This is a genomic window from Pseudomonas fildesensis, assembly GCF_001050345.1.
Lineage (GTDB): Bacteria > Pseudomonadota > Gammaproteobacteria > Pseudomonadales > Pseudomonadaceae > Aquipseudomonas > Aquipseudomonas fildesensis.
The window spans coordinates 601,520-613,872 of record NZ_LFMW01000007.1 but is presented as its reverse complement, the minus strand read 5'-3'; the positions used below and the strand labels follow the sequence as shown (position 1 = coordinate 613,872).

The window sequence follows — 12,353 nt, the reverse complement described above, 5'->3', positions numbered from 1 at the left end:
CTCATTTATCCATACGGATCGTCAAAATGAGCGGCAAGTGCGTGAAGCAGAAAAACATCATGGTGCTGTGCCGCCATGTCGGTGTTCTGCTTAATTACAGTGCGTTGTTAAATGAAGTAGGGTATTTCCACGTCATCCTCTGTTCTAGCATGAAAGAAGTGTTGAGTAACGTTGCCAAATCCAAAAAGATCGACTGTTTCATCGTGGATGGTTTTCGGGTATCCAGTACCGATAAGCAATACATTCGACGCTTGAATCGCCGTTGCTTGATAAAGCATTTTTTGTTACTGGGTGATTTTGCTTTTGATGACCAACCGCATGTATTTACCTGGGCCAAAACACATTGCATCCCGTTATTAGGGATGGCCAGGCAACCTGTGAGCGCATTAGATTTGGAGCGGTATCTGGAAATGCTATAGCGAGGCATCGCGGGTTGAAGTTGTGAGGAGCGTTCGTATCGTGTTTGCGCGCATGACTCCTGTCTTGCCCTGGCCCGGAAAAAGATAGGGGCTTCCCTCATCTCGCGGAATGCTCTTCACCCGCTTTACGACTTCTTCGGCAAGATGGAGTTGAACACCCTCGGACAGGGGAGCGCCTGAAAAGCCCGTAATAGCTAGGCTATCGGCAGGATCATCGGATGGGTAGGATTATTTCGGACATTAAAAAGCCGGCTTGTGGCCGGCTTCTCGGGGACTGCCTCAGCTTGTTTTTGACAAACCTCACCAGCCTTCAAATCGCTCAGCCAACATTGCGTCTGGCTGAATAGTAGGGCATCAGCGGGAACTCCTCCGCGTCGCCGGACAGGGTGAGTAGCTTAAAGCCATACCCTGCCAAATGTGCGGCGCATGATACCCACATTCATCTCAAATGCCCACCTCTGGGTCCGATTTAGAGCCTTCCCAGCCCAATAGATGCTCATCCAGCGGCACGGGCGGTCGGCGGTTGTTCAGCGTGGACCACCAGAACACCCATCCCACGATCTGGAAGCTCTGCTCAAACCTTTCCTCGTAGGTGAGATGTTCGTCCGGATGCTCGCTGGCATTGTGGCTGCGCATGCGTAAACCGCCGCCAGGGCGGTTGTAGAGGTATTTGATGCGCAGCATGCCGTCGTGTTCGACGGCGTAGATTTCGCCGTCGATGATTTGGGTGCGGCCTCGGTCTATGGCGAGGGTGGCGCCTTGTTGGATGATGTCGATCATGCTGTTGTCGACCATGTAGGCGCCGAGGGCGCGGTCGGGGTTTACGTTGAGGGTGTCGAGGGTGTGCAGGGAGACGCGGATGCGCTCGGTGGAGGTAAAGGAGGGGTGGAGGGGGATTTCCACGTCGATTTTTTCGGGGCCCTGGGCAGGGCCTGGCAAATACTTGCCGGTGGTTTCTCGGGTGGGAAGTGCGTTCCTTGCATCGGGACCTTCCAACAGAAAGTTGGCCGGTGGGTGTTTGGAGCCGAGCCCGGTGTTCAGCCACCGGGCAGAGACGCATAACAACTCAGCGATCTCGTTGAGTCGGCCCATGGGGACGCCGCGTTTGAACCAGTTGTTCACGTGTTGAGGCGTGACGCCGCGGTTCTTGGCGAAGTCGGAGGCGGAAAGATGAACTTCCCGTAATAGCGCTTTTAAACGATCACCTGATGTATTCATAAACGCAGAGTTTACTGGCCGATAAAACTGATCAAATAAACCATCCGTTGATTTGCGCGTGTAGGTTTTTACTTAGTTGTGGCTTGATCTTTCCTTGCAGCTACTTAGTTAAACACTGCGTATCAAGCGTTGAACTTAATGTTGATTTTTTCCCACAAAAAAAGCCCCGAATAATCAGGGCTTTTTTGATTGCCAGAGCAATGAGGAGCGGGTATCAGCCTTTGTAGGCAGCGACCGACTTCATGATCTCGGCACGGGCGGCGTCTGCGTTGCCCCAACCTTCGATCTTCACCCATTTGCCTTTTTCGAGGTCTTTGTAGTTCTCGAAGAAGTGCTTGATCTGTTCCAGCAGCAGTGGCGGCAGGTCGGTGTATTCCTTCACGTCCACGTACAGCTGGGACAGCTTGTCGTGGGGTACCGCGATAACTTTGGCATCGCCGCCGCCGTCGTCGGTCATGTGCAGGATGCCGACTGGACGAGCGCGGATAACCGAGCCTGGGGTGACCGGGTAAGGGGTCACAACCAGCACGTCGAGGGGGTCACCGTCGTCAGCCAGGGTGTTGGGGATGAAACCGTAGTTGGCCGGGTAGAACATCGGGGTGGCCATGAAACGGTCAACGAACAGGCAGTCGCTGTCTTTGTCGATTTCGTATTTGATCGGCGCGTGGTTGGCCGGAATTTCGATGGCGACGTAGATGTCGTTCGGCAGGTCTTTGCCAGCCGGAATCTTGCTGTAGCTCATTGGGCGTTGCCCCCGTAGTTGGCCATGGAACATGGCCGGATTGGCCTAAAAGTGGCGGCGATTATAGGCATATTCTGACGACGATGCCATGCGCCAGACGTCGTACGGTCATTCGCCTTATGGCTGATAACGCGGGTCGTGCGCTTGCAGTTGGGTCAGGCGGGCCAGAGGGTCCTGGCGATAAAAGCGGCTGAGTTGCGCGTACACCTGTGGATAACTTTCCATCAGTAAATCCGGCGCGCTGAAAAAATATTCGCTGGTAACGGCAAAGAATTCTGCCGGGTTTTCCGCCGCGTAGGGGTCGATGGCCGTTTCGGCATCGGGGTTGGCGTCCAGCTGGCGGTTGAGGTCGTCGTAGGCGCCTTGCATCACGCTGGCCCACTCTTGCACGCGCATGTCGTTGTGCAGCGGCGGCAGGCCGTTGGCGTCGCCGTTGAGCATGTCGAGCTTGTGTGCGAACTCGTGGATCACCAGGTTGTAGCCTTCCCAATTGCCACTGGCCAGCACGCCGGGCCAGGCGAGAATCACCGGGCCTTGCTGCCAGGCTTCGCCGCTGTGCTCGCCGTCCCACTCGTGTTCCACGCCGCTGGCATCGCGGTGGCGCTGCGGGCTGACGAAGTCATCGGGGTACAGCACCACTTCGTGGAAGCCCTGGTACCAGTCGAGGTCGCCCAGGTGCATCAACGGCAGTTGCGCTTGGGCGGCGAGCAACAGGCGTTGCTCCTGATGCAGGTCGACGCCGGGCAGGGCGGTGAGGTGTTTTTCAGCGAGGAAGATCACGCACGCTTCGCGCAGCCACTGGTCCTGTTCGGCGCTGAGGCCGTCGAGGAAGGTCAGGTGCTGGCGCACCCGCTGCCAGGTGTCGTCGGCAATCGGGTGCTTGGCCAGCAGGCGCCGGCGACGCCAGGCGCTGAGGGACCACATTCGCGATTACTGCGGCTTGGCTTCGGAGGAGGTGCGGCCAAAGCGGCTGCGGAACACGCCGATGATCATCGGCACCAGCGACAGCAGGATGATAAACACCACGAGCAGGGACAGGTTTTTCTTGATAAACGGTACGTTGCCGAAGAAGTAACCCAGGGTCACCAGGCCGCCGACCCAGAGGATGGTGCCCAGTACGCTGAACCCAAAGAAGCGTGGGTAGGGCATTTTGGCGATGCCGGCGACGAACGGCGCAAAGGTGCGCAGGATTGGCAGGAAGCGCGCCAGGGTCACGGTTTTGCCGCCGTGCTTGTCGTAGAAGTCGTGGGTTTTTTGCAGGTAGTCGCGACGGAAGATTTTCGAGTTCGGGTTGCTGAACAAGCGCTCGCCGGCCGTTCGTCCTATTACGTAGTTGGTGCTGTCCCCGAGGATCGCCGCCAACATCAACAGGCCGCCCAGCAGTACTGGGTCCATGCCACCGCCTGCGGCGACTGCGCCGGCGATAAACAGCAACGAATCACCCGGCAGGAATGGCATGACCACCAGACCGGTTTCGCAAAAGATAACGAGGAACAGAATGGCGTAGATCCACGGACCGTAATTGGTTACCAGCAGGTCGAGGTACACGTCGAGATGCAGGATTAGGTCGAGCGGGTTGAAATCCATGGATGGCACCTGTGTGGATGGCCCGGCTCAGCAGGCCTGTGCGGAAGCTCGGGTAATAAGGCTACAAGTGAATGTCGCGATTCTTACAACCCTGAAAGGTCGGCATTATACGGATTGAAAAGTGAAAAGCGTGTGGGTTTTGTAGCGGGGGATGTCGTGGCGAGCTTGCTCGCCACAGGTAACCGGCTCGGCACAAATCAGTCTTCGCTGATGGGCAGTACATAGTTTTTAAATTCGGTGTCTTCACGAAACCCGATCGACTCGTAGGTCTTCTGCGCCACTTTATTGTCACTGCTGGTCGATACGCGCAACCGCACCGCGTAGGTCTCCTTGGCCATCTTTTTCGCCGTACGCATCAAGTTATCCGCCACCAACTGCCGGCGCGCATCTTCCGCCACATAGATGTCATTGAGGATCCACACACGTTTAAGCGACAGCGAAGAAAAGCTTGGGTACAGCTGACAAAAGCCGAGCAACCGCTTGTCGTCATCATCAGCAAGAGCCAGGTAGATCACCGACTCTTTACGGCGCAGGCGCTTTTCCAGGAAGGCCCGCGACGAATCCGGAAAGGGCAGGGCGCCGTAAAACTCGCGGTATTTGACGAACAACGGGGTCAACAGGTCCAGGTGTTCCAGGGTCGCTTGAGTAATCCGCATGCCAGGCCTCAACTTCCAAATGGGGTATGACCACACGAGCGGCCGTGACTTGATGCTGCCTAAACACGCTAAAAAGCGCAATCGTGCCGGGATTAGTCCTTTGGCGGACTGAGCAGGAAATTACCTTTCATCAGGTCCGGGTTGTCTGATTCGATCGTCTGAACCTGTGCCTCATCCTTGAGGTTGACCCCCGACAGCTGCCGACGACACGCCTCTCGCATCAAGTACAGCAGGCGATGGGCCGCCATGCCATAGCTCAGGCCTTCCAACCGCACATTGGAGATGCAATTGCGGTAGACATCGGTGAGGCCGACCTTGGGGTTGTAGGTGAAGTACAGGCCCAGGCTGTCCGGCGAACTAAGCCCCGGCCGTTCGCCGATCAGGATCACCACCATTTTCGCCCCGAGCAACTGGCCGATCTCATCCGCCACCGCTACGCGGCCCTGTTCCACCAGGATTACCGGCGACAAGGACCACCCTTCGGCGTGGGTCTGTTCCTCCATGCGTGTCAGAAAAGGCAGCGTATGTTTGTGCACCGCCAGCGCCGACAGCCCATCGGCCACCACCACCGCGAGGTCCACGCCGCCGGGGTTGGCTGATGCATGATCGCGCAGTGCCTGGGCCGATTCATCGCTCAAGCGCCGCCCCAGGTCCGGACGTTGCAGGTAGCTATGACGGTCGATGGCGGCGCTGTGCAGCAACAGGCTGTCACGCCCGCGCTCGGCGAGTTGGCTGCTCAGTCCCTCGTGATCGAAGGGCAAATGCACCGCATCCCGCGCCTGGGCGTGGGCGAACTGGAAGTCCAGTTGGGCATTGGTGGGTATGCTGGTGCCGGTACGGCCCAGGGCAATGCGCGCCGGGGTGAGGCGACGTAGTTCCAGCCAAGGGTTGTCGGGGCTGCTTTCAAGGGATTCGACTTGCACGGGCGGCTCCTTCATCCCAATTGCGCCAAGGCGTGGCGAAATGCCGGCGGCAGGCTGTTGCCGAAGCGCACCTTGCCGTCGGCTTGCGTGAAGATGCCCATTTTCGCCAGCCACTGTTCAAATTCCGGCGCCGGCTTTAAACCCAATGTTTGCCGGGCGTACAAGGCGTCGTGAAACGAGGTGGTCTGGTAGTTGAGCATGATGTCGTCGGAGCCGGGAATGCCCATGATGAAGTTAATCCCGGCCACGCCCAGCAGGGTCAGCAGGGTGTCCATGTCGTCCTGGTCGGCTTCGGCATGGTTGGTGTAGCAGATGTCGCAGCCCATCGGCACGCCGAGCAACTTGCCGCAGAAGTGGTCTTCGAGGCCCGCGCGGATGATTTGCTTGCCGTTGTACAAGTACTCGGGGCCGATAAAGCCGACCACGGTGTTTACCAGAAACGGTTTGAAGTGCCGGGCCACGGCGTAGGCGCGGGTTTCACAGGTTTGCTGGTCGACGCCAAAATGCGCGTTGGCCGACAAGGCGCTGCCCTGGCCGGTTTCGAAATACATCAGGTTCTGGCCCAGGGTGCCGCGATTCAGGCTCAAACCTGCGTCGTAACCTTCTTGCAGCAGGCTCAGGCTGATGCCGAAACTGGCGTTGGCGGCTTCGGTACCGGCAATCGATTGAAACACCAGGTCCAGCGGCACCCCCCGGTTGATGGCTTCGATCGAGGTGGTGACGTGAGTCAGTACGCAGGCTTGGGTCGGGATTTCGTAGCGCTGGATGATCGCGTCGAGCATCTCCAGCATGGCGCAGATCGACGCGATGCTGTCGGTGGCCGGGTTGATGCCGATCATGGCGTCGCCGTTGCCGTACAGCAGGCCGTCGAGAATGCTCGCGGCGATGCCCGCGGGTTCGTCCGTGGGGTGGTTGGGCTGCAAGCGGGTCGACAAGCGCCCGCGCAGGCCCATGGTGCCGCGAAATTGCGTAACCACGCGGATCTTCTGCGCCACCAGTACCAGGTCCTGCACACGCATGATCTTGGAGACGGCGGCGGCCATTTCCGGTGTCAGCCCTGGCGCCAGTGCGCGTAGGGATTGTTCGTCGGCCGCATCGCTGAGCAGCCAGTCACGCAGCCCGCCGACGGTCAGGTGGCTGACCGTCGCAAAGGCCTGCTTGTCGTGGGTGTCGATGATCAGCCGGGTGACTTCGTCGCTTTCATAGGGGATCAGCACTTCTTCGAGAAAGTGCTTCAACGGGATATTGGCCAGCGCCATTTGCGCCGCGACCCGTTCGCCGTCGTTCTGCGCGGCAACACCGGCGAGGAAGTCTCCGGAACGTGCCGGGCTGGCCTTGGCCATCACGTCCTTGAGGCTGTCAAAGCGGTAGGTCAATGCACCGACCGCGTGGGAAAAGCTTGCCATACAGTGTCTCCTTGGTGACGCGGGCAAAATGTGTGCAAAGCGCCCGCGTCGAGGTTTACGGCATTTAGTGCAAGGCAGCCTCTGCGGCCTGGATCGCCGCGAACTCTTCTTCCGGCGTGCCTGCTACCAAGTGATGCCGGCTGTAGAAAGCAAAGTAAGCAATTAATACTCCATAGATGACTGCGGCGCCAATCACCACCCGCGGATCCACCAGAAAGCCCGCCACCACGGCCACGCAGGCCAGTACCAGCGCCACGCCCGAGGTGAAAATACCGCCCGGTGTGCGGTACGGGCGGTCCATTTTGGGGCGACGGATGCGCAGGGTGATGTGCGCGGCCATCATCAGCACGTAGGAAATAGTCGCGCCGAACACCGCCACCAGGATCAGCAAGTCGCCCTGGCCGGTCAGCGACAGGCCGAAACCGATGATGCCGGGGATGACCAGCGCCAATACGGGCGCCTTGCTTTTGTTGGTCTGGGACAGTTTGCGCGGCAGGTAGCCGGCACGGGACAAAGCAAAGATCTGCCGCGAATAGGCGTAGATAATCGAGAAAAAGCTCGCGATCAATCCTGCCAGGCCAACCAGGTTGACGAAACCGCCCATCCAGGTAGAACCGCCGTAAGACAGCGCCAACGCTTCAACCAGCGGGTTGCCCGACTTGATGAGCGCGTAGGTACCGGCGCCGCCCGGTGCGATCACCAGGATCAACAGGGCAAAGCTGGTCAGCACCACAATGGCGCCGATCAGGCCCCGGGGCAGGTCGCGTTTCGGGTTTTTGGTTTCTTCGGCGGCCAGGGGCACGCCTTCGACGGCGAGGAAAAACCAGATCGCATAAGGGATCGCTGCCCACACGCCGACGTAGCCGAAGGGCAGGAACGTACTGGCACCCTTGGCTTCGGTCACCGGAATGTCCAGCAGGTTGGCGACATTGAAGTGCGGCACCATCGCCACCAGGAACACGCCCAGGGCAATCGCGGCGACGGCGGTGATCACAAACATCAGTTTCAGGGCTTCACCGACACCGAAGATATGGATGCCGATAAAGATGATGTAGAACGCCAGGTAAATCATCCAGCCGCCGATACCGAACAGCGACTCGCAGTAGGCGCCGATAAACACGGCGATGGCGGCTGGCGCAATGGCGTATTCAATCAGGATCGCGGTGCCCGTCAGGAAACCGCCCCAGGGGCCGAAGGCACTGCGGGCAAAGCCGTAGCCGCCACCGGCGGTGGGAATCATGGAAGACAGTTCGGCCAGGGAAAAGCACATGCACAGGTACATGGTGGCCATCAGCAATGTGGCGAGGAACATGCCGCCCCAGCCACCCTGGGCCAGGCCGAAGTTCCAGCCGGCGTAGTCGCCGGAGATGACGTAGGCAACGCCGAGGCCGACTAAAAGCACCCAGCCGGCGGCGCCTTTTTTCAGTTCGCGTTGTTGGAAGTATTCGGTGCCGACTTTTTCGAAGTCGACGGAAGAGCCAGTGGGTTCGCTAGGCATGAGAAGTACCGTCCGTTCTTATTGTTTTATGCAGACAAGGGCGGGAGGTCGTTCCCGCGCTTTGCGTGGGAATGCATCCCGTGACGCTCCGCGTCACCTTGCGCAAGACTTGAGACTTGCGCAGACATCGGGACGCAGAGCGTCCCAGGCGGCATTCCCACGCAGAGCGTGGGAACGATCGGTGCCGGGGTTAGAAGAAGCCCAACGGATTAATGTCGTAGCTCACCAGCAGGTTCTTGGTCTGCTGGTAGTGATCCAACATCATTTTGTGGTTCTCACGCCCCACACCCGACTTCTTGTACCCGCCGAACGCGGCATGTGCCGGGTACAGGTGGTAGCAGTTGGTCCATACGCGGCCTGCCTTGATCGCCCGGCCCATGCGGTAGGCGCGGTTGATATCGCGGGTCCACAGGCCGGCGCCGAGGCCGAACTCGGTGTCGTTGGCAATCGCCAGGGCTTCGGCTTCGTCCTTGAACGTGGTGATGCTCACCACTGGGCCAAAGATTTCTTCCTGGAACACCCGCATCTTGTTAGTGCCCTTGAGCAGGGTCGGCTGGATGTAATAGCCGGTGGCCAAATCGCCCGTCAGCTTCTCGACCTTGCCACCGGTCAGCAGCTCGGCGCCTTCGCCCTTGGCGATTTCCAGGTAGGACAGGATCTTGTCGAATTGTTGCTCGGAGGCCTGGGCGCCGACCATGGTGTCGGTGTCCAGCGGGTCGCCACGCTTGATCGACTCGACCTTCTTCATCACCACTTTCATGAAGTCGTCGTAGATCGACTCTTCCACCAGCGCGCGGGAGGGGCAGGTGCACACTTCGCCCTGGTTGAAGAACGCCAGCACCAGGCCTTCGGCGGCTTTTTCGATGAATTGCGGCTCGGCTTTCATGATGTCGGCGAAGAAGATGTTTGGCGACTTGCCGCCCAGTTCCACGGTGGACGGAATAATGTTCTCGGCCGCCGCATGCATGATGTGCGAGCCCACTGGCGTAGAGCCGGTGAACGCAATTTTGGCGATGCGCTTGCTGGTGGCCAGTGCTTCGCCAGCTTCTTTACCGAAACCGTGCACCACGTTCAGCACGCCCGGTGGCAGCAGGTCGCCGATCAGTTCCATCAGCACGTTGATGCCCAGCGGGGTTTGCTCGGCGGGCTTGAGTACCACGCAGTTACCGGCGGCCAGGGCCGGGGCGAGTTTCCACGCGGCCATCAGCAACGGGAAGTTCCACGGGATGATCTGGCCGACCACGCCCAGCGGTTCGTGGAAGTGATAAGCGGCGGTGTGTTCGTTGATTTCGGCGCTGCTGCCTTCCTGGGCGCGGATGCAGCCGGCGAAGTAGCGGAAGTGGTCAGCGGCCAGCGGAATATCGGCGTTGAGGGTTTCACGCACGGCCTTGCCGTTGTCCCAGGTTTCGGTGATGGCCAGCAGTTCGAGGTTCTGTTCGATGCGGTCGGCGATTTTCAGCAGCACCAGCGAGCGGTCCTGAGCCGAGGTCTTGCCCCAGGCGTCAGCGGCGGCATGGGCGGCGTCCAGCGCCTTGTCGATGTCTTTGGCGGTGGAGCGCGGGAAGTCGGCGATGGGCTTGCCGTTGACCGGCGAGGTGTTGGTGAAGTAGTTGCCATCGACCGGCGCAACGAATTCGCCACCGATGTAGTTGCCGTACTTGGCCTTGAACGAAACGATGGCGCCTTCAGTACCGGGATGTGCATAACGCATGGTGGGTATCTCCTGACTTTTTATGTTTATTGGAGTGCAGCGTTGCTGCGCTTGATAGAGCGTAGAGCAAAGGTTGGGCCACTGCTTTGCAGGCCAGGTAAATCAAGGGGTTGGCGATTGTTGCAAGTCGTTGCTGTAACAGGGCTGGCACAGCGTAAGTGACAGTTTGTGCCATAAGCGGTACAGCCTGTGACCGGTGGGTCGGCACGGGATTGCAATGGTCGGATGGCTGGGGGATGCTGGGCGTTCTCACGCAGGGAGAATAATAAGAACATGCACAACGATCATTTCAGTCGCCATGCCCAGCAAGTCTTGACCGCCACCCGTGGGCAGGTCCTTTCGCAAGGCCCCGGCAGCGATCCGTCCATCGCCCGCTCCTGGTTGCGCTGCCTGGAGGACTACCACCTCGACCCTGCGCAAACCATCGCTCCCACCGTGCTTGAACATGGCCGCCTGCTGGAAAGTCGCGAGCGCCTGCAGCAAGTGCTGCACATTGCCGGCAGCGAGATGAACAGCCTGCATCAACAACTTTCCGGCGCCGGCCATGCGGTGCTGTTGACCGACGCACGCGGGGTTATCCTCAACTGCGTCACCGCGCCGTCCGAACGCAAGATTTTCGAACGCGCCGGGCTGTGGCTCGGGGCCGACTGGAGCGAATCCTGCGAAGGCACCAATGGCATTGGCACCTGCCTGGTGGAGCGCCAGTCCCTGACCATTCACCGGGATGAACACTTCCGTGGCCGTCACACAGGGCTGACCTGCTCGGCGAGCCCGGTGTTCGACCCTCACGGCGAATTGCTGGCGGTGCTGGATGTGTCGTCGGCTCGGGAAGCGGTGTCGCGCCAGAGTCAGTTCCATACCATGGCGCTCGTGAACCTGTCGGCGAAGATGATCGAGAGTTGCTACTTCCTGCGTCATTTTGAAAACCACTGGCTGCTGCGCTTTCACCTGCAGGCCGAGTCGGTGGGCCTGTTCAGCGAAGGGCTGCTGGCGTTCGACGGCGAAGGGCGTATCTGCGCCGTCAACCAAAGTGCACTGAACCTGCTGGGGCAGGTTCGCGGCGGCTTGTTGGGGCAACCGGTCGAGGCGTTTTTCGAGTGTTCGCTGGATCAATTGCTCGGCCGCGCCAGTGCCAATGCCACGGCCAGTTGGCCGTTGCGTACACGCGATGGCCGGCATTTATTTGCAGCCTTGCGCGGCCAGCCGCGCAGTACGCCGGCCCCCATGACCAAGCCAGAACCGCCTCGCCTGCCCGGCATCTGCCTGGGCGATGCGGCGTTGCAAAACGATTTTCGCAAGGCCTTGCGTGTGTTTGAGCGTGACGTACCGCTGGTGATCAACGGTGAAACCGGCTCGGGCAAAGAGGCCTTCGCCAAGGCGGTGCACCACGCCAGCCAGCGCGCCGACAAGGCCTTCGTGGCCCTCAACTGCGCGGCTATCCCGGAAAGCCTGATCGAAAGCGAACTGTTCGGCTACCGAGGCGGCAGTTTCACCGGCGCCCGCAAGGAAGGCATGCAGGGCAAGTTGCAACAGGCCGACGGTGGCACCCTGTTCCTCGACGAAATCGGTGATATGCCCCTGGCGTTGCAGACCCGTCTATTAAGGGTGCTGGAGGATCGCATGGTGGTGCCCATCGGCGGCGAGCCTCAGGCGGTGAATGTCAGAATTATCAGCGCGACCCACCGGAATTTACTGCGGCGTGTGCAGGACGGTAGCTTCCGTGAGGATTTGTACTACCGACTCAACGGACTGGAAGTCGGCCTGCCACCGTTGCGTGAGCGCAGTGATAAGTCTCAACTGCTGGATTTTCTACTGGCCGAAGAGGCTGGCGGGCAGAGCGTATGGCTCGACCCGGCGGCGCGTTCGGCGTTGTTGGCCTTTGCCTGGCCCGGTAATGTCCGGCAGTTGCGCACGGTGTTGCGCACACTGGCGGCGCTGTGTGATGGCGGGCGTATCGGCGTTGAGGACTTGCCCGTGCTGATTCGCCAGGCGCAACCGCTGCCGGTCACCGAGGCGAAGCCTGTGGAGTCCCCGCTCGAAGATGCCGAGCGACTCGCCTTGCTCACGGCACTGGAGCAACAACGCTGGCACATGACCCACACGGCGGAGCAGTTGGACGTCAGCCGCAACACACTGTATAGAAAGCTGCGCCGGCACGGCATTGCACGGCAGGCGATCAGCTAAAGAGTGCGA

11 protein-coding genes and 1 pseudogene are annotated in these 12,353 nt (G+C 59.7%); 2 read left to right on the top strand and 10 right to left on the bottom strand.

The window, feature by feature from the left end; translation table 11 throughout:
• Positions 1 to 26 precede the first annotated feature (26 nt).
• Positions 27 to 419, top strand: coding sequence for a hypothetical protein (locus tag ACR52_RS13290; RefSeq protein ID WP_048724716.1), 393 nt, complete (start codon positions 27 to 29; stop codon positions 417 to 419).
• 24 nt (positions 420 to 443) lie between these two features.
• Here ACR52_RS13290 and ACR52_RS31235 read toward each other — a convergent pair.
• The 10 genes and pseudogenes from ACR52_RS31235 to exaC all read right to left on the bottom strand — a co-directional run.
• Positions 444 to 563 (bottom strand): annotated as a pseudogene (locus ACR52_RS31235) (tyrosine-type recombinase/integrase); the annotation flags it as partial.
• Between the two features lie 300 nt (positions 564 to 863).
• Positions 864 to 1,637 (bottom strand): LexA family transcriptional regulator, encoded by a 774-nt coding sequence (locus ACR52_RS13285; protein WP_048724714.1) that lies wholly within the window; start codon positions 1,635 to 1,637, stop codon positions 864 to 866.
• A gap of 214 nt (positions 1,638 to 1,851) precedes the next feature.
• A complete protein-coding gene (gene ppa / locus ACR52_RS13280; RefSeq protein WP_048724712.1) occupies positions 1,852 to 2,379 on the bottom strand; it encodes an inorganic diphosphatase in 528 nt (175 codons plus the stop codon).
• 117 nt (positions 2,380 to 2,496) lie between these two features.
• Entirely contained in the window at positions 2,497 to 3,303 is an 807-nt protein-coding gene (locus tag ACR52_RS13275) for a M90 family metallopeptidase (RefSeq protein WP_048724709.1), read from the bottom strand.
• A gap of 6 nt (positions 3,304 to 3,309) precedes the next feature.
• Entirely contained in the window at positions 3,310 to 3,966 is a 657-nt protein-coding gene (locus ACR52_RS13270; protein WP_048724706.1) for a DedA family protein, read from the bottom strand.
• Positions 3,967 to 4,163: 197 nt separating this feature from the next.
• Positions 4,164 to 4,622: a GNAT family N-acetyltransferase gene (locus ACR52_RS13265; RefSeq protein WP_048724703.1), complete on the bottom strand. Its 459-nt coding sequence runs from the start codon at positions 4,620 to 4,622 to the stop codon at positions 4,164 to 4,166.
• Between the two features lie 92 nt (positions 4,623 to 4,714).
• On the bottom strand, positions 4,715 to 5,560 hold the full coding sequence (gene eutC, locus ACR52_RS13260) for an ethanolamine ammonia-lyase subunit EutC (RefSeq protein WP_048724699.1): 846 nt from the start codon (positions 5,558 to 5,560) through the stop codon (positions 4,715 to 4,717).
• Positions 5,557 to 6,951, bottom strand: a complete 1,395-nt coding sequence (locus tag ACR52_RS13255) for an ethanolamine ammonia-lyase subunit EutB (RefSeq protein ID WP_048724695.1) — start codon at positions 6,949 to 6,951, stop codon at positions 5,557 to 5,559. Before ACR52_RS13255 ends, eutC begins: the two co-directional genes overlap by 4 nt.
• Before the next feature lie 64 nt (positions 6,952 to 7,015).
• A complete protein-coding gene (gene eat / locus ACR52_RS13250) occupies positions 7,016 to 8,449 on the bottom strand; it encodes an ethanolamine permease (RefSeq protein WP_048724693.1) in 1,434 nt (477 codons plus the stop codon).
• A gap of 190 nt (positions 8,450 to 8,639) precedes the next feature.
• The gene (gene exaC, locus ACR52_RS13245) at positions 8,640 to 10,160 is read right to left on the bottom strand and encodes an acetaldehyde dehydrogenase ExaC (protein ID WP_048724691.1); all 1,521 of its coding nucleotides are present in this window, start codon (positions 10,158 to 10,160) and stop codon (positions 8,640 to 8,642) included.
• Positions 10,161 to 10,433: 273 nt separating this feature from the next.
• Here exaC and ACR52_RS13240 point away from each other — a divergent pair, with 273 nt between their 5' ends.
• Positions 10,434 to 12,344, top strand: coding sequence for a sigma-54-dependent Fis family transcriptional regulator (locus ACR52_RS13240; protein WP_048724690.1), 1,911 nt, complete (start codon positions 10,434 to 10,436; stop codon positions 12,342 to 12,344).
• Positions 12,345 to 12,353 lie beyond the last annotated feature (9 nt).